Annotated in this window: 17 protein-coding genes; 7 read left to right on the top strand and 10 right to left on the bottom strand. The window is 66.1% G+C overall.

The window, feature by feature from the left end; all coding sequences use genetic code 11:
- Positions 1–65: 65 nt before the first annotated feature.
- Complete coding sequence (locus tag M2337_RS03440; protein WP_181561146.1) at positions 66–1,268, top strand: pyridoxal phosphate-dependent aminotransferase; 1,203 nt, start codon at positions 66–68, stop codon at positions 1,266–1,268.
- Between the two features lie 311 nt (positions 1,269–1,579).
- Here the strand turns inward: M2337_RS03440 and cobT are convergent, their stop codons facing one another.
- Positions 1,580–3,406, bottom strand: a complete 1,827-nt coding sequence (gene cobT, locus M2337_RS03435; protein ID WP_264571702.1) for a cobaltochelatase subunit CobT — start codon at positions 3,404–3,406, stop codon at positions 1,580–1,582.
- 242 nt (positions 3,407–3,648) lie between these two features.
- On the opposite strand from cobT, the gene M2337_RS03430 reads away from it, so the two are divergent.
- On the top strand, positions 3,649–4,263 hold the full coding sequence (locus tag M2337_RS03430) for a PEPxxWA-CTERM sorting domain-containing protein (protein WP_264571701.1): 615 nt from the start codon (positions 3,649–3,651) through the stop codon (positions 4,261–4,263).
- Between the two features lie 45 nt (positions 4,264–4,308).
- Here M2337_RS03430 and cobS read toward each other — a convergent pair whose 3' ends face one another.
- From cobS to M2337_RS03415, 3 genes are all read right to left on the bottom strand, one after another.
- On the bottom strand, positions 4,309–5,316 hold the full coding sequence (gene cobS / locus M2337_RS03425; RefSeq protein ID WP_264571700.1) for a cobaltochelatase subunit CobS: 1,008 nt from the start codon (positions 5,314–5,316) through the stop codon (positions 4,309–4,311).
- Positions 5,317–5,391: 75 nt separating this feature from the next.
- Positions 5,392–6,711 carry an Hsp70 family protein gene (locus tag M2337_RS03420; protein WP_264571699.1) on the bottom strand — a complete coding sequence of 440 codons (1,320 nt, stop codon included), beginning with the start codon at positions 6,709–6,711 and terminating at the stop codon, positions 5,392–5,394.
- A 65-nt stretch (positions 6,712–6,776) separates the two neighbouring features.
- On the bottom strand, positions 6,777–7,400 hold the full coding sequence (locus tag M2337_RS03415) for a J domain-containing protein (RefSeq protein ID WP_413716026.1): 624 nt from the start codon (positions 7,398–7,400) through the stop codon (positions 6,777–6,779).
- A gap of 50 nt (positions 7,401–7,450) precedes the next feature.
- Between M2337_RS03415 and M2337_RS03410 the strand changes: the two genes are divergently transcribed.
- The 3 genes from M2337_RS03410 to M2337_RS03400 are packed head-to-tail and all read left to right on the top strand — an operon-like array spanning position 7,451 to position 9,116.
- The gene (locus tag M2337_RS03410; protein WP_264571698.1) at positions 7,451–7,735 is read left to right on the top strand and encodes a BolA family protein; all 285 of its coding nucleotides are present in this window, start codon (positions 7,451–7,453) and stop codon (positions 7,733–7,735) included.
- A 20-nt stretch (positions 7,736–7,755) separates the two neighbouring features.
- Complete coding sequence (locus M2337_RS03405; protein WP_264571697.1) at positions 7,756–8,211, top strand: NUDIX hydrolase; 456 nt, start codon at positions 7,756–7,758, stop codon at positions 8,209–8,211.
- The gene (locus M2337_RS03400) at positions 8,208–9,116 is read left to right on the top strand and encodes a tyrosine recombinase XerC (protein ID WP_264571696.1); all 909 of its coding nucleotides are present in this window, start codon (positions 8,208–8,210) and stop codon (positions 9,114–9,116) included. The genes M2337_RS03405 and M2337_RS03400 overlap by 4 nt, the downstream gene beginning before the upstream one ends.
- 7 nt (positions 9,117–9,123) lie before the next feature.
- Here M2337_RS03400 and M2337_RS03395 read toward each other — a convergent pair whose 3' ends face one another.
- From M2337_RS03395 to rsmI, 4 genes are all read right to left on the bottom strand, one after another.
- Entirely contained in the window at positions 9,124–9,735 is a 612-nt protein-coding gene (locus M2337_RS03395) for a DedA family protein (RefSeq protein ID WP_264571695.1), read from the bottom strand.
- A gap of 50 nt (positions 9,736–9,785) precedes the next feature.
- Positions 9,786–10,745: a glutathione synthase gene (gene gshB / locus M2337_RS03390; protein WP_264571694.1), complete on the bottom strand. Its 960-nt coding sequence runs from the start codon at positions 10,743–10,745 to the stop codon at positions 9,786–9,788.
- 92 nt (positions 10,746–10,837) lie between these two features.
- Positions 10,838–11,212, bottom strand: a complete 375-nt coding sequence (locus tag M2337_RS03385; RefSeq protein WP_264571693.1) for a YraN family protein — start codon at positions 11,210–11,212, stop codon at positions 10,838–10,840.
- Positions 11,209–12,045, bottom strand: a complete 837-nt coding sequence (gene rsmI, locus M2337_RS03380; protein WP_264571692.1) for a 16S rRNA (cytidine(1402)-2'-O)-methyltransferase — start codon at positions 12,043–12,045, stop codon at positions 11,209–11,211. Before rsmI ends, M2337_RS03385 begins: the two co-directional genes overlap by 4 nt.
- Before the next feature lie 10 nt (positions 12,046–12,055).
- Between rsmI and M2337_RS03375 the strand changes: the two genes are divergently transcribed.
- Positions 12,056–13,270: a penicillin-binding protein activator gene (locus M2337_RS03375; protein WP_413716223.1), complete on the top strand. Its 1,215-nt coding sequence runs from the start codon at positions 12,056–12,058 to the stop codon at positions 13,268–13,270.
- An 81-nt stretch (positions 13,271–13,351) separates the two neighbouring features.
- Here M2337_RS03375 and fsa read toward each other — a convergent pair whose 3' ends face one another.
- The gene (gene fsa / locus M2337_RS03370; protein ID WP_264571691.1) at positions 13,352–14,005 is read right to left on the bottom strand and encodes a fructose-6-phosphate aldolase; all 654 of its coding nucleotides are present in this window, start codon (positions 14,003–14,005) and stop codon (positions 13,352–13,354) included.
- Positions 14,006–14,149: 144 nt separating this feature from the next.
- On the opposite strand from fsa, the gene M2337_RS03365 reads away from it, so the two are divergent.
- On the top strand, positions 14,150–16,318 hold the full coding sequence (locus M2337_RS03365; protein ID WP_264571690.1) for a primosomal protein N': 2,169 nt from the start codon (positions 14,150–14,152) through the stop codon (positions 16,316–16,318).
- A gap of 78 nt (positions 16,319–16,396) precedes the next feature.
- Here the strand turns inward: M2337_RS03365 and M2337_RS03360 are convergent, their stop codons facing one another.
- A complete protein-coding gene (locus tag M2337_RS03360; protein WP_264571689.1) occupies positions 16,397–16,963 on the bottom strand; it encodes an LPXTG cell wall anchor domain-containing protein in 567 nt (188 codons plus the stop codon).
- Positions 16,964–17,520: the final 557 nt, after the last annotated feature.

Here is a 17,520-nt window from a genome sequence, read left to right as displayed (position 1 = left end):
GCACCGCGCCGTCCGGGAGCGTCCCGGGCGCCACGCGCATCATCCCTGACTGTCAGGAGCTTTCCATGTCCCGGACTTCCGCCGCCCTCGGCCGTATTCAGCCCAGCGCCACGCTCGCGATGACCGACAAGGTCATTGCCCTCAAGCGGGAAGGCAAGGACATCATCGGCCTTTCCGCCGGCGAGCCGGACTTCGACACGCCCGATTTCGTGAAGGATGCCGCCATCGCCGCGATCCGCGGTGGCCAGACCAAATATACCAATGTCGACGGCACCGCCGAGCTGAAGGAAGCGATCGCCGCCAAGTTCAAGCGCGATAACGAGCTCTCCTACAAGACGAGCGAGATCAGCGTGAACTCGGGCGGCAAGCACACCCTGTTCAACGCGCTGGTCGCGACGGTGGAAGCCGGCGACGAGGTCATCATCCCGGCGCCTTATTGGGTGAGCTATCCCGACATCGTGAACTTTGCCGGCGGCACGCCGGTCATCATCGCGGCGGGCGCGGACCAGCTTTACAAGATCACCCCCGCCCAGCTCGACGCCGCGATCACGCCCAAGACGCGCTGGGTTCTGCTCAACTCGCCCTCCAACCCGACGGGCGCGGCCTATTCCGGCGAGGAGCTGATGGCGCTCGGTGAGGTGCTGCGCAAGCACCCGCATGTGCTGATCCTCACCGACGACATGTACGAGCATGTCTGGTACGCGCCGACGCCGTTCAAGACGATCGCGCAGGTCTGCCCGGATCTCTACGAGCGCACGCTGACCGTGAACGGCGTGTCCAAGGCTTATTCGATGACCGGCTGGCGCATCGGCTATGCCGGTGGTCCGCAGTGGATCATCAAGGCGATGGCCAAGCTGCAGTCGCAGTCGACCTCCAACCCCTGCTCGATCAGCCAGGCCGCGGCGACGGCCGCGCTGAATGGCGATCAGAGCTTCCTCATCGAGCGCAACGAGGCATTCCGCAAGCGGCGCGATCTGGTGGTGGCAATGCTGAACGACGCGCCGGGCCTCAACTGCCCGACGCCCGAAGGCGCCTTCTACGTCTATCCCGATGCAGCCGGCTGCATCGGCAAGACCACGCCCGAGGGCAAGACCATCGCCACGGACGAGGACCTGATCACCTACTTCCTCGAGAGCAAGGGCGTCGCAGCCGTCCACGGTGGCGCCTTCGGCCTCGCTCCGGCCTTCCGCGTAAGCTACGCGACCTCGGAAGAAATCCTGCGCAAGGCCTGCACACGCATCCAGGAAGCCTGCGCCGCGCTGAAGTGATAAGGACAGGCCGGTCTGAGCGGGAACGCTGGGCCGGCCTGCCTCCAGCGCCGCCTGATGGGCGCCATTGCCGGCGTCGGCAAGGATAACTCTTCGAGCAGCCCTCCGTTCGTCCTGAGTAGCTGCTGAGCCTGTCGAAGCAGCGTATCGAAGGACCGGCCCGTACGCTGCGATGCTTCGATAGGGCTCTTCGATATGCGCCTGCGGCGCTCCTCAGAGCCTACTCAGCACGAACGGTGAAGGCGGCTTCGGCGTAATGATCGGAGCTTCCCCAGGCGAAGAAATGCTCGCCGACGCAAGGCTCGTCCAAGCTAATCCTTGTCGAACAACGCCGCGAGCTGCTCCACCATCGCACCGCCCAGTTGCTCGGCATCCATGATCGTGACGGCGCGCTTGTAATAGCGGGTGACATCGTGGCCGATGCCGATGGCGATCAGCTCGACCGGTGAGCGCCCTTCGATCCAGCCGATCACTTGCCGCAAATGCCGCTCCAGATAGGTTCCGTTGTTCACCGAGAGCGTCGAATCGTCCACCGGCGCGCCATCGGAAATCACCATGAGGATGCGCCGCTCCTCGGACCGGGCGAGCAGGCGGTTGTGCGCCCAGAGCAGCGCCTCGCCGTCGATATTCTCCTTGAGTAGCCCCTCGCGCATCATCAGGCCGAGGCTGGCCTTGGCACGGCGCCAGGGCTCATCCGCCTTCTTGTAGATGATGTGGCGCAGATCGTTGAGACGACCGGGCCGCGGCGGGCGCCCGGCGGCCAGCCATTGTTCGCGACTCTGCCCGCCTTTCCACGCCCGCGTGGTGAAGCCCAGCACTTCGGTCTTCACGCCGCAGCGCTCCAGCGTGCGCGCCATGATATCCGCGCTGATCGCTGCGATGCCGATGGGGCGCCCCCGCATAGAGCCGCTATTGTCGATCAGCAGCGTCACCACCGTATCGCGGAAATCGGTGTCCCGCTCCATCTTGTAGGAGAGCGAGTGCGCGGGATTGACGACAACGCGCGCCAGCCGCGCGGCATCGAGCATGCCTTCCTCCTGGTCGAAATCCCAGCTGCGGTTCTGCTGGGCCTGCAGGCGCCGCTGCAGACGGTGCGCCAGCTTGGAGACCGCCCCCTGGAACGGGGCGAGCTGCTGGTCAAGAAAACCACGCAGGCGCACGAGTTCATCGGCGTCGCACAGGTCGAGCGCCGTCACCACCTCGTCGAACTTCGTGGTATAGGCATGATAGTCGAAGTCCGGCGGCAGGTCCGACAAGGGGCGATTGGGGCGCACGGGCATGGCGCCATCGTCATCCTGCGCGTCGCCATCGCCATCCTCGTCCGAGTCGCCGTCCTGCTCCTCGCGCTCCTCGGACATCTCCTCGCCCGGCTCGCCCTTATCCTCGCCGCGCGTGTCGGCGCGGGACTGATCGTCCTCCTCGCCCTCGTCTTCTTCCTTGTCCTCGTCCTGCTGCTCGGATTGATCGTCCTGGTCCTCGTCATCCTCATCGGGCGATTCGGGCGGAACCTCCGCGCGCACCAGCTCGAGATGCTGGAGCATCGAGAGCACCTTGTCCTGAAAGGCCTGCTGATCGTCGAGGCACAAAGACAGGCCTTCAAAGTCGTCAGCGGCCTTCTCGTCGATCCACTCGCGCAGAAATTCGATGCCCTTGAGCGATTCGGGCGGCGGCGCTTCCCCGGTCAGCTTCTCGCGCAGCAGCAAGGCAACGGCGCCCTGCACCGGCACTTCATCGGCCGATTGCGCGCGCGTGATCGGGTCGGAATGGGTGCGCATGTCCAGCGCGGCAGCGAGATTGGCGCGCATGCCGGCGTAGTTCTTGGAGCCCAGCGCCTCATAGCGGACCATCTCGACGGCATCATAGACGGCGCGCGCGGCTGGCTCGCTCGGCGCCCGCGCGGAATGGAGTCGCGCATCATGGTGGCGAAGCTTGAGCGCGAAGCTGTCTGCAAAGCCGCGCGCGAGCGCGACCTGATCCGCCGGCAGATTGCGCGTCGGCGTGGGCACCTTGATCTGCTTGCCGGCGAGGTGCGGTGCATCGGGCGTGAAGCCGAGCTCAACCTCGGCATCATGTGCGACAGCGCGCGAGGCGCCGGTGAGAACTTCCTTGAAGCGGTCGAGGGGGGAACGGTCAGCCATGATGTACAATGGGCTGGTCCAGTGCCCCGATCCTGTCAACCCTCCTGCCCTTTGGCAGAGCTGCCCATCTCAGCCCGTCAACCTTTGCGCGTGCAGCTGTGCCGCTGTGGAACAGCACCCAAATTATTAGGATTTCTTGGTTAAATCCATTTTCGAACGCGGCCTGCCTGCCTATCAGCGTCCTCAAGGGACGGTGCTGGAGCGGCCAGGTCGCGCAGCTTTTTGTGATAGGACGATTGCCCATGATCCGGACTGCCTGCCTTGCCGCGATGCTGACGAGCGGCGCACTCCTGCCGATCCAGAGCGTCAGCGCGGCGGTCAATCTCAATGCGCGCATCGCCCTGCTGACCAGCATTCTGCACACGGAGGCCAGCTTCTCGCAGCGCGGTTTCAGCTTTGCGATCAACAGCGGCGGCAGCCAGCAGATGGTCTTCAAGGGCCTGGATGGCGTGCGCAACTTCAACAATTATGCCCAGCTCAACAATTGGCTGGGCCACTATGCGGATTCGCAAGGCGTTTTCGAGGGCGGCCAGTACAAATTCACCCACTCCGTGCTCGACAGCTATTTCACCAGTCCGGCACCTGCCACGCCGATGGCGACCGTGACTGAACCGACGCCAACCGTGTTCGAAGGCGCACCCTACAAGTTCACCCATTCGGTGCTGGGCAGCTATTTCGACGAGGCCGCGGAGCCGCAGGCAGCGTCGCACACGGAGACCGCCGGCCCGCTGATGCGCGCGATGATGGCGCCGCCGCCCGCCATTCCGGAGCCGGCGACCTGGGCCATGATGATTGCCGGCTTCGCGCTGGCCGGCGTCGCCCTGCGCTACCGGGTGACCCGCACGCGCATCGCCTGATCACCCATTCGCGAAGGCGGCCCGCGCTCGGGCCGCCTTGCCGCGTCAGGCGCTCTTGCCGACGACGCTTTCCGGCAGATCCTTGCCGAACACGCGCTGGTAATATTCCGCCACCAGCGCCCGCTCCGCCTCGTCGCACTTGTTTAGGAACGACAGGCGGAAGGCGAAGCCGACATCCTTGAAGATGAGGGTGTTCTGCGCCCATGAGATCACCGTGCGCGGGCTCATCACGGTGGAAATATCCCCGTTGATAAAGCCCTGACGGGTCAGTTCCGCGACGCGGATCATCTTGGCGACTTCCTCGCGCCCGCCCGGATGATCATATTCGCCGGACTTGGCGAGCACGATCTGCGCTTCGGTCTCGGCCGGCAGATAGTTCAGCGTCACCACCAGATTCCAGCGGTCCATCTGGCCCTGGTTGATCTGCTGGGTGCCATGATAGAGGCCCGTGGTGTCACCCAGGCCGACCGTGTTGGCGGTGGCGAACATGCGGAACCAGGGGCTCGGACGAATCACCCGGTTCTGGTCGAGCAGGGTCATCTTGCCGTCGGCTTCCAGCACGCGCTGGATGACGAACATCACGTCGGGCCGACCGGCGTCATATTCGTCGAACACCAACGCCACCGGACGCTGCAGGGCCCAGGGCAGCAGGCCCTCCTTGAACTCGGTGACCTGCTGACCGTCCTTGAGGACGATAGCGTCACGCCCGACGAGATCGATGCGGCTGATATGCGCATCGAGGTTGATGCGGATGCAGGGCCAGTTGAGCCGAGCCGCGATCTGCTCGATGTGAGTCGACTTGCCGGTGCCGTGATAGCCCTGCACCATAACCCGGCGATTATAGGCATAGCCGGCCAGGATCGCGAGCGTCGTGTCCGGATCGAACACATAGGCGGGGTCCGTATCCGGAACGCGCTCGTCCGCTTCGGAAAAGGCGGGGATCTCCATGTCGATATCGACCCCGAACACCTCGCGCGCGCTCACGACGCGATCGGGCGCATCGAGCAGCACCTCGCTGCGCATGTCGGAATTGGTGTTGGGCAGATCGGTCATAGTCATCATCTTCCTGCGAGTCACACAGCCCCTAACCGATTGCCGCGCGCCCTGTCGATAGAAGGTAGGGTTCCATCAGGCGGAGCAGACCGCCCATTCCGCCGGATCGTGCTCCAGCCCGATCAGCGCGAGACCGTGCGCGATGGACGTCAGTTCTCCGCCGGTCGCGATCCGCTCGGCACCGAACCGGCGTTCGAATATGGCGCGAATCGCAGGGATGAGCGACGATCCGCCTGTGAGGAACACGCGGTCGATGGGGCCGGCGCCCAATGCGGCGTCTGCCAGGGCCTGATCGACCGTCTCCTCGATCCGCGCGACATCCGGCGCGATCCAGCGCTCGAACTGGGCGCGCGTCACATCGGCATCGATCACCAGATCATCGCTCTCGAAACGGAAATGCGCTTCATCCTCGCTCGACAGCGCACGCTTGAGTTGGCCGACTGCATCGTAGAGCGCATAGCCGAGCTCCCGCTCGATGATGGCGATCATCCGCCCGATGGCAGCGGGATCGACGGCAGCGCGCTGCAGCCGCGCCAGCTCTTCCATGGTCCGCCGGTTACGCATCAGCGCGAGTCGGGACCAGTCGGCAAAGTCCGCGAAATGGCTGCGGGGAATTTCCAGGACCTTGTCGAAGGAGCGATAGCTGCTGCCCTTGCCAAGTATGGGAAGCACGAGATGATCGACGATGCGGTAATCGAACCGGTCGCCCGCAATGCCGATGCCGGCATGGCCGAGCGGCTCGCAGCGCCGCCCGTCGCCGGCGGGACGCATCCGCACGACGGAGAAATCGCTCGTGCCGCCGCCAAAGTCCGCGACCAGAACCGTCGCCGGCTCCGACAGGCGGCTGGCGAAGCTGAACGCCGCGCCGAGCGGTTCGTAGACATAATGGATATCGGTGCCGAAGGTGCGGAACATGGCATCGTAGCGCGTGCGGGCCAGCGCCTCATCCGGTCGCGAGCCGGCATAGCGCACCGGTCGGCCGACGATGATCCGTTCGGGCCGCTCATCCGGCCCGAAGCCGAGCGCGCCACCGGCATGGGCGACCATGCGCTCCAGAAAGGCCTCGCCCAACTGCTCGAAGGTCATACGCTGGTCGAAGATGCTGGCATGATCGAACAGCGGGCTGGCGGCGACCGACTTGAACGACTGGATGAAGCGCGAGCCCTGCGGAAATTCCAGATACTCCGCAATGGCCCACGGCCCTGCCTCGCGCGCCAGCGCCGCCCGGCGGTCGCCGTATTCCCAGAAGCACAGAGCCGAGCGGAAGACGGCGCCTGTCGCCTTGTCGCCCGAGAACTCCAGCATATGGGACGTGCCGTCCTGGGCCATCGCGGCCACGCTGTTGGTGGTGCCGAAGTCGAAGCCCATCGCGCGGGCCGGCGTGCCGGTCGCCATATCAATCACCTTCCTGGAAGCGGGCCGGCGCCTATGGCAGCGCAGACCGGGCGCGGCAAGGTCCGTCAGGCGAAGGCCGGCGCCTTGCGGAGATGGGAATAGGCCGCGATCACGTCTTGCAGCGCTTTCTCATGCGCGCGGTCGCCGCCATTATGGTCCGGATGAAAGCGGCGGACCAACTCGGTATAGCGGGTGCGCAAGGCGCGCCGGTCGGCATCGGTCGAAAGGCCAAGCGTCTTAAGGGCAGACCGATCCGCGCCGGACAGCGGCTTGCCATCCTGCCGTTGCGCGGTTTCCGCTGCCCGCATCTTGAAGCGCGCGCCGATGGCATCGAGCGGATCGGAGAAATCCGCCCAGCGCGGCGGCGGCGTGCCACTGGCCGCGGCCGACGAAAAGGCCCGCGTCTCCCGCTCCCAGCCGCCATAAGGGCGCTGCGCCTGCGTGATTTCCTCCGGGCTCATGCCCTTGAAGTAATTATATTCGGTGTTGAACGCGCGGATGTGATCCAGGCAGAACCAGCGCCATTGCGGCGGACCATCGGGTGCGCCGCGCCGTTCCTCGGGCGGCGCACGGAATTCGCCCGCTTCCATGCAGCCGGGGTGCGAGCAGCGGCGCGCCTCGCCTTCCACGCGGCCGTGAAAGCGCGTGTGGCGGCGCGATGCACCCTGATTGAACCCCGACCCTGACACGACCGTCTCTTCCCTGTGGCTGCGTGAACCAAAACGCCTATATAGGGCGCATGGTCAACGCTTCGCTAGGCCCGGTCGGGCAAGAGATCGCACAGCGGCTGGAAAATGCCCTGTCCCCGCAACAGCTCGCCGTCATCAATGACAGCGCCAAGCATCGCGGCCATATGGGCGATGATGGCAGCGGCGAAAGCCACTTCACCGTGGAGATCGTCGCCGACTCCTTCACCGGCCAATCGCGCGTTGCGCGGCAGCGCATGGTCAACGCGGCGCTCGCCGATCTGCTGCGTGAGAAGGTGCATGCCCTCGCCATTCGAGCCCGCGCGCCCGGAGAATGAGCAGGGTGAATGAGCCGGGCGTGACCCCTCGCGCGAAACGTCCGGCGGCCCGCCTGCTGGTCACCGATCCGCAAGGACGGCTGCTGCTCTTCCGCTTCACGCCCGATGATCGCCCACCCTTCTGGGTGACGCCCGGTGGCGCGGTCGACCGGGGCGAAACCTTTGAGCAAGCCGCGCGGCGCGAACTGCGCGAGGAGACCGGGCTCGACCTCGAACCCGGTCCGCTCGTGGCGGTGCGCCATGTCACCTTCGTCACGCTCGAGGGCATTCCCGTCGATGCCGAGGAGCGCTTTTACGCGGTCCCCGTCGCGGAGGCGCGAATCGATACGGCGGGTCACACCGATCTCGAAAAGGCCGTCATGCTCTCGCACCGCTGGTGGGCGCCGCAGGAACTCGCTGCCCATGACGAGGCCTGGTATCCGGTCGATCTGCTGGACATCTGGCAGGAGCTGCTCGCCAGCACCGTGCCGTCATGACCGGCGAAACGCGGGCAGGGCTGCTGGAAGGCTGGCGCGGGCATCTCGCCGAAGGCCGGCGCCGCTCGCTTCACACCGTGCGCGCCTATGTCTCCACCGCCGAACGCCTGCTCGACTGGATGGCGGACATGGACGGCCGCGCGCCAACATCTGCCGCCATCACCAAGCTGACGACAAGCGATCTGCGCGCCTATCTGGCGGCGCGCCGGGCGGAAGGCATTGGCAATAGCTCAGCCGCGCGGGAGCTCTCGGCCCTGCGCGCCTTTCTGCGGTTCGTGGGCGGCGAGGGCGCCACGATTCCGGTAATGCGCGGGCCGCGCGTCAAGCCCGGCGTACCGCGACCGATCAGCCCGGATGAAGCCGTCGCGCTCGCCGAGGACATTGCCGAAACCGCGCGAGACGGATGGATCGGCGCGCGCGACTGGGCCGTGCTGATGCTGCTCTACGGCGCGGGCCTGCGCATCAGCGAAGCCTTGGGACTGACGGGCGATGCCCTGCCGCTGGGTGAAACGCTGCGGGTGCTCGGCAAGCGCGGCAAGACACGGGTGGTGCCGCTGCTGCCGCAAGTCCGCAGCGCAATCGAGGATTATATCGCGCTCTGTCCCTATCCGACGGGCAAGGATGCCCCGCTGTTCCGGGGCGCACGCGGCGGGCCGCTGTCTCCGGCGCTGATTCGCCGTGCTGTGCAGGGCGCGCGCGGCCGCCTTGGCCTGCATGACCGCACGACACCGCATGCGTTGCGCCACAGCTTCGCCACTCATTTGCTCGGGCGCGGCGCGGACCTGCGCTCACTGCAGGAACTGCTTGGCCATGCCAGCCTGTCCTCCACGCAAATCTACACGCAGGTCGACGCGGCGCATCTGCTCGATGTCTATCGCAACGCGCACCCCCGCGCGGAAGGATAAGACATGATTACGGCCGGTCGCGCGGCTCGCTCTTCCAGGTGAACAGCCGCCAGAGATAGCCGACGACCAGAAACGCCACGGCGATATTGGTCAGCGGGCCAAGATAATCATCGATGCGCGCGAACCGCACGCCAAGATAATAGCCCGCGCCCACCAGTATCACGTTCCAGATCAGCGCGCCGCCGGTCGTCCAGATGACGAAGCGCCAGAACGGCATGGCGAACAGCCCCGCCGGCAGCGACACAATCGTGCGGAACACCGGCATGAAGCGGAAGATGAACACGATCTTGTCGCCATGGCGCAGAAAGGTTCGCTCCAGCCACTCGACCTCCCGCCACCGCAACGTCGCCCAGCGGCCATAGCGCTCGACCAAGGGCCGCAGTCGCGCATAGCCGAGGCAGAGCCCCAGATAATACCAGAACAGATTGCCGATGGTGGTGCCGATGGTCCCCGCTGCCAGCAGGGGCACCACATCCATCTTCCCCTGGCCGACGCGAATGCCGCCAATGCCCATGATCAACTCGGACGGAATGGGCGGAAACACATTTTCCAGCACCATCAGCAGGGCGATGCCCCAATATCCGCCGGCATCGATCAGATGAACGACCCAATCGCTCATCTGTCGTCACCCATCATCGACTTGTCGATCATCTGGTTGTTGCAGCAGCCTCAGGCCGCCCGCTCCGCCAGCCGGCGCTCGACCGCATCCCAGATCATGCCGCCGGTATCCGTGCCGTTGAAGGCATCGATGGCGACAATACCGGTCGGTGACGTCACGTTGATTTCGGTCAGCCATTTGCCGCCAATGACGTCGATGCCGACGAACAGCAGGCCGCGCATCTTGAGCTCGGGCCCCAAGGCGGCGCAGATCTCCTGCTCCTCCGCCGTCAGCTCGGTCTTGGCGGCGGTGCCGCCGGCGGCCAGGTTAGAGCGGATCTCGCCCTTACCCGGAATGCGATTGATCGCGCCGGCCACTTCGCCATCGACGAGGACGATCCGCTTGTCGCCCTGCGCCACGTCCTTGAGGAAAGCCTGCACCATGAAGCTTTCGACCCACATCTCACCGAAAAGTTCCACCAGAGCGGCGAGATTGGCCCCATCTGCGCCAATGCGAAACACGGCCGAGCCGGCATTGCCGTACAGCGGCTTCACGACGATCTCGCCATGCTCGGCAAGGAAGTCGCGCGTTTCCTCAAGGCTGCGCGTGATCATCGTGGGCGGCATGAAGCGCGCGAAATCCAGCACGAACAGCTTTTCCGGCGCGTTGCGCACGGCCACCGGATCGTTGACCACCAGCGTCTCGCCTGTGATTCGCTCCAGCAGATGTGTGGCGGTGATATAATTGAGGTCGAACGGCGGGTCCTGCCGCATCCAGACCACATCGACATCGCGGCCGAGGTCCAGCCGGACCGTCTCACCGAAGCGATAATGATCGCCCTCGACGCGCTGCACCGTCACCTCACGCGCCTGCGCATAGAGCCGTCCGCCGCGCCAGCTCAAATCATCCGTCCGATAATGGTAGAGGCGGTGCCCCCGTGCTTGAGCGGCGATCATGATGTGGAAGGTTGAATCACCGGCAATGTTCAGCGACTCCATCGGGTCCATCTGCAGAGCGACCTTGAGCGACATCCGTTCTTACCTTCCACCGTTCGGGCTGCTTCAAGCCCTGTTCTTGTTCTGAACCGAGACGCTGACACGCGACGCAACCGGGACCGCAGGCGCTAGCCGCCGTGCCAGACATTTTCCAGATGGCGTGGCCGATGACCCGGCGCAAGCAGCATCACGTCGATGCGCATGTCGTCATCCGGCCCCAGCCAATTATGGGCGACCGCTTCCGCCGCCGCCGCGACGCGCGCCAGCCGCCGCTCATCGATCGCTTCATCGAGCAGCGCCTCGCTGGCCCGCGTCTTTACCTCGACAAAGGCGACGATCTTGCCGCGCCGGGCGATCAGGTCGATCTCGCCGGCGCGGGTGCGCACCCGCCGCGCGAGGATCGTCCAGCCCTTGAGCCGCAGCCACCAGCCGGCGATCCGCTCGCCCTGCCGGCCGCGCTTCTCCGCCGCGAGCCGCGCCGGCGTGGGCGGGCTGCCTTTCACTTTCCCTTGAGCTCCATGGCGCGCGCGTAGAGCGCCTTGCGGTCCGCCCCCAATGCGCGGGCGACTTCTCCCGCCGCTTGCGAGACAGTGAGCCGCTCCAGCGCCTCGCGCAGCGCCGCATCGATCTCGTCGGCTTCCGGCGCGGCGCGCTCGCCCGGCGGGCCGACCACCAGCACAATCTCGCCGCGCGGCTCCTTCTGCGCGCAGGCCGCCGAGATTTCGGTCAGCGTGCCGGTCAAGCTTTCCTCATAGGCCTTGCTGATCTCGCGACAGAGCGCAGCCGGGCGATCACCCAACACAGCCGCCATGTCCGCCAGCGACGCCGCGCAGCGTGGCCCGCTCTCGTAGAAGACCAACGTCGCGCGCAGACCGGCCACCTCAGCCAGCGCGTCGGTCCGCGCCTTGGTCTTGGGCGGCAGGAAGCCCATGAACAGAAAGCGGTCGCTGGGGAGGCCGGAGAGCGTGATCGCCGCAATGGCCGCGCAGGGGCCGGGAACCGTAATCACGGATCGTCCTGCCGCACGGGCGTCTCGCACCAGCTTGTATCCAGGATCTGAGATGAGCGGCGTTCCTGCGTCCGACAACAGCGCTACAGCTTCGCTCGCCATGCGCTCGACCAGACGGGCGCGAACCCGCTCATCGCTGTGGTCATGGTAGGGAATCATGGGCCGGTCGGACCCGGCGTGGCGCAGCAATTTAGCACTGACCCGGCTGTCCTCCACGGCCACCACATCCGCGCCTTGGAGGACGGCGGCAGCGCGGGGCGACAGGTCGGACAAGTTGCCGATCGGTCCCGCAACGATATATAGGCCAGGCTCAAGTGAAGCGGACATGAGGTGTGCCATGGCAGAGAGGAGCCTTGCGGGGCAAGTGAGGTTCGACATCGCGGCTGGAGGCACCCCGACGCCCCGTCGCATTCTGCAGGGCATTGTGCTGATCGGCGCCATGCTGCTGGCGGCCTGTACCCGCGTGGTGCCACCGGCGCAGCAGCCTGCTCCGCCGCCCAAGACACAGCAGCCGGATGTGACGCAGGGCCTGCCGACCGATACGGAGCGTCACCGCATCGCCCTGCTCGTGCCGATGAGTGGCACCAATGCCGGCGTTGGGCGCTCGCTGGCCAATGCCACCACCATGGCGCTGCTGGATACCAAGACCGAGCGGCTGCGCGTCACCACCTACGACACCGGGCGCAACGCGGCCGAGGCGGCGCGCAAGGCCGTGGCGGAGGGCAACAAGCTCATCCTCGGCCCGCTGACGGCGGACGAGGTGCGGGCCGTCGCGCCGATTGCGCGCGCCGCCAACATTCCGGTGCTGAGCTATTCCAATGACGAGAGCGTCGCAGGCAACGGCGTCTATCTGCTCGGCTACAGCCCGGAGCAATCGGTCTCGCGCGTCGTGCGCTTTGCGAGGGCGCGGGGCCTCAGCGATTTCGCGGCGCTTGTGCCGCGCGGCGTTTATGGGGAGCGGGCCGGCAAGGCCTTCCTCAGCGAGGTGAAAGCCGCTGGCGGCACGGTCGTGGCGATGGAGACGTTCGATCGCTCGGCCAATTCAGTGCAGTCAGCAGTGCAGCGCCTGTCGGCCAGTTCCAGCTATGATGCGCTACTGATCGCCGATGTCGGTCGCATCGCGCTGCAGGCCGCGCCGCTGGTGCGCACCGCCGGCGCCAAGGACACGCGTATTCTCGGCACCGAACTGTGGGCGACCGAATCAGGTTTGTCCGCCAGCACGGCGCTGCGCGGTGCCTGGTATGCGGGCGTTTCCGACGGACTCTATCGCACGCTCGCGACCAAATATCGCTCGTCCTACGGCACGGCACCCTACCGCCTCGCGTCGCTCGGTTATGATTCGGTGCTGCTCACCGTGCGGATCGCGCAGGACTGGAAGCCCGGGAGCGCCTTCCCGGCGGCGCGGCTACGCGACGCCGAGGGCTTCGCCGGCATCGACGGCGCCTTCCGCTTCGGCAGGGACGGGATCGCCGAGCGCGCACTGGAAGTCCAGCAGGTCGGCGCCAGCGGATCGACTGTGGTGGATGCCGCGCCCAAGGGTTTCGGGCGATAGATCGCACCAGCCTTTGCGCCAAAGAAAAGGGCCGCTGCCTCCCGGGAGACAGCGGCCCTTCTTTTTGGACTGCCGTAGGACTCAGAGGATCGACTGACCCGTCTTCTCCCAGTCCGAAGCGAAAGCGGCGAGGCCCTTGTCGGTCAGCACATGGTTGACCAGCGACTTGATGACCGCTGGCGGCGCCGTAATCACGTCCGCACCGATCTTCGCGCATTCGAGCACATGGATGGGGTGACGCAGCGAAGCCGCGAGAATTTCCGTCTCGAAGGCGTAATTGTCGTAGATCAGCCGGATGTCCTCGATCAGCCGCATGCCGTCGAAGCCATTGTCATCGTGCCTCCCGACGAAGGGCGAGATGAACGTCGCGCCGGCCTTGGCGGCCAGCAGGGCCTGATTGGCCGAGAAGCACAGGGTCACATTGACCTGGCAGCCATCCTGCGTGAGCGCCTTGCAGGTCTTGAGGCCATCGATGGTGAGCGGCACCTTGATGCAGATATTCTCGGCGATCTTCCGGAGCACGGCGGCTTCCTTCATCATCGTCTCATGATCGAGCGCCACGACTTCCGCCGAGACGGGACCATCGACCAGCCCGCAGATTTCTTCCACCACCTCGAGGAACTTGCGGCCCGATTTGTGGATGAGGCTGGGATTGGTCGTCACGCCGTCTAGCAGGCCAGTGGCGGCAAGCTCGCGAATGTCGGCAGTGTCGGCGGTATCGACGAAGAATTTCATGGCCAGAGGTTCCCGGTTGTGGAGAGATTGGCGCCGCCTATAGCGCCGCACGCCCCCGGATGTAAGGCCCGCCTGCCGCGGGACGGGCCAAGGCAGAGCGACGATGCCATTTCCTCCGAGCCAGACAGTCTCTAAGGCCGGGGCATGACCCGCGCCCGGATCATTCTGCTCAACGCCGCGCTCGGCCCGCTCGATTACCGGGTGCCGCATGGCATGAGCGTGGAGCCGGGGCAGATCGTGGTCGCGCCTTTGGGTCCGCGCCCGATGATCGGCGTGGTGTGGGAAGCGGATCGCTTCCCGGAGGTCGCGCCGGTCGGCGACAATCGTCTGCGCCCGATTTCCGGCGTGCTGGATGCGCCGCCCTTGCCTGCCTCGCTACGCCGCCTCATCGAGTGGACGGCTGATTATTACCTTGCCCCGCCCGCTGCCGTGCTGCGCATGGCGCTCGCCTCCATGTCCGCGCTGGATGGCGAGAAGACAGTGGTGGAATATCGTCCAACCGGCGCCGTGCCGGATCGGCTGACGCCCCAGCGCGCGCAGGCGCTGGAACGCATCGGCGAGCGACAGGGGCTCGTGCGTGAACTCGCCGCCCTTGGCGAGGTGAGCGACGCTGTGATTCGCGGGCTGGTGAAGCAGGGCGCGCTGGAGGCTGTCGAAGTCTCCACCGATCAGCCCTATCCCGATCCGGACCCCGACTTCGTGACCGTCACGCTCAGCGCCGACCAGCAGGCCGCGGCCGACAGGCTGACAGAGCATGTTCGCGCCCATGCCTTCCAGACCGTGCTGCTTGATGGCGTCACCGGATCGGGCAAGACGGAGGTGTATTTCGAGGCGCTGGCCGAGACTCTGCGGCAGGGCAAGCAGGCGCTGGTGCTGCTGCCCGAAATCGCCCTGACCGAGCCGTTTCTCGACCGGTTCACCGCGCGCTTCGGCTGTGAGCCGGTGCCCTGGCATTCCGGCCTCAAGCAATCCGACCGGCGTCGCGCCTGGCGGGCGATCTCGCGGGGCGAGGCACAGGTCGTGGTGGGCGCGCGCTCGGCGCTGTTCCTGCCTTACCCCAAGCTCGGCCTCATCATCGTGGATGAGGCTCATGAGACCAGCTTCAAGCAGGAAGAAGGCGTGCGCTACCATGCGCGGGACGTCGCGGTGATGCGCGGCATGTTCGAGAGCTGCCCGATCATCCTCGCTTCGGCGACGCCGGCCATCGAGACGCGCCATCAGGTCGCTCTGGGCCGCTATGAAGAGATTGCCCTGCCCAGCCGGTTCGGCGGCGCCGAACTGCCGGAGATCATCGGCCTCGACCTGACGCGCGACCCGCCCGACCGCGGGCGATGGCTCGCGCCGCCGCTGGTCAAGGCCATGGCGGAGACGCTGGAGCGCGGCGAGCAATCCTTGCTGTTCCTCAACCGGCGCGGTTATGCCCCGCTCACCCTGTGCCGCCATTGCGGCCATCGCTTCCAGTGCCCGCACTGCACCGCGTGGATGGTCGAGCATCGCCTGACCCGGCGCCTCGCCTGCCATCATTGCGGCCACAGCATCCCCACGCCCGACGCCTGCCCGGAATGCAACGAGAGCGATGCGCTGGTCGCCTGTGGGCCCGGTGTCGAGCGCATTGCGGACGAGGTGAAGCTGCTCTTCCCGCAGGCACGCACCGCCATCGTCACCTCCGACACCTTATGGTCCCCGGCCCGGGCGGCCGCCTTTGTGCGGGACGTGGCGGGCGGGGCCGTGGATATCATCATCGGCACGCAACTGGTCACCAAGGGCTATCACTTCCCCGAACTGACGCTCGTCGGCGTGGTCGATGCCGATCTTGGGCTGGAGGGCGGCGACCTGCGCGCCGCTGAACGCACCTATCAACAGATCATGCAGGTCTCGGGGCGCGCGGGGCGTGGCGAGAAGCCTGGACGGGTCTTCATCCAGACCCGCGCCTCGGAGGCACCGGTGATCCGCGCCTTGCTCGATGGTGATGGCGCGCGTTTCTACGCGATGGAGACGGAAAACCGGCGAAGCGCCAACGCGCCGCCGTTTGGGCGCTTCGCGGCAATCATCGTCAGCGATACCGATGGGGCGCTGGCCCGTGAGACGGCCCATAGAATCGGGAAGATCGCGCCGCATCAGGAGGGGCTGGATGTTTACGGGCCGGCCGAAGCGCCTCTGGCCGTGCTGCGCGGTCGACACCGCTTCCGATTGCTCGTCCACGCGCGGCGCGGGGTGGATTTGCAGGCCATCGTCCGCAAATGGCTGGGCCAGATCGATTGGAAGTCTACGACGCGGGTGAGCGTGGATATCGATCCCTACAGCTTCGTCTGATTGCGAACGGCGCTGTAATGAAACAGCCGCTCCTCGTTACGAAGAGCGGCTGCATCTGAATCTACGGACCGATGGAGATCAGGTCGTGCGCGGCTTTTGGGTCGGGCGGACGGTCGTCCCGCCGAAGCTATAAACCGTCTGACGCGCAGGGGCTTGCGGCTGGGTTGCGGGCGCTGCCGCCTCCGCAGTCTGGCGGTCCACCGTTGCCGGCGCAGCCTCAGGCAGTGCGCCATGGCGCATCAGAAAGCTGGCACGACGCAGACGATTCTTGCGGGTAAGAAACGGGTTTTCCCGCGACGGCGCCGCCGCCACCTGTTGTTCCAGATCGCCCTCGCGGACGACAGTGGAGCGCTGCATGATCGGAGCAGAAGAATCAACCGGTGCACGGGGCGCTACGGCAGGTGCAGAGGCTGGATTCACGACCGTATTCTGCTTCGGCGTGACGACGGGTTCACGGATCACCTCCCCCTCCATCGCATCTGCCTCGATCTCACGATTATAGGTCTTGCGGCGACGGAAGGCCATGAAGCCGGCCCCGAGAAGCACCAGCGCACCAGCACCGCCGATGATGATCGCGGTGTTATCGCTGGAAGCAGCCTCACCGGTGGTTTCAAGCGGCGCGGGTTGCGGTGTCTCATTGACCATCGGCGCCGTAGTCGCAGGGGCTGTCTCAACCGCCTGAGGTTGGGCTTCAGCCGGAGCAACAGCATCGCTGGCGACCCGCTGCGGAGCCGGTTCACGCGCCGCAGTCGGACGCGTCGATTCCGCGCGGGCACTCGATGTGCGCTCGGCAGGCGCTGAGGTCGTTTCCGAGGATGACGGGGCAGCCTGACGCGCTTGGGAAGGGGTATCAACAGTGCCCGCGGTTGTGGCTTCCGGAGCAACGATGGGGGCGGTCGTCAAGGCGCTCGATGAAGGCGCTGCCGGGCTCTGCGTGACGATCGGAGCCACGGTCGTCAGCGGCGGCGCGGTTGTCGGGAGCGGGACCGCCGTAGGTGCACGCTGCGCATCCGGAATCACGATCTCACTACCTGCGGGATCGACCGCGGGTGGAGCGGTTCCGGCCTCCTGCGCCAGAGCCGAGGTGGAGCCAAGCGCCAAGACGGCGGCAATCGCGGTCAGCGCTGTACGAGGGGTTTCATGGTTACGTGTCATAGTGAGGAAAAAACCGCCGAACATGCCTGCTGGTTTCGCGTCCCCCG

This window comes from Sphingobium sp. B2D3A (assembly GCF_025961795.1).
Classification (GTDB): Bacteria; Pseudomonadota; Alphaproteobacteria; order Sphingomonadales; family Sphingomonadaceae; genus Sphingobium.
Note: the sequence above shows the minus strand (reverse complement) of the source record. Positions and strands in the feature narration are given on the sequence as shown.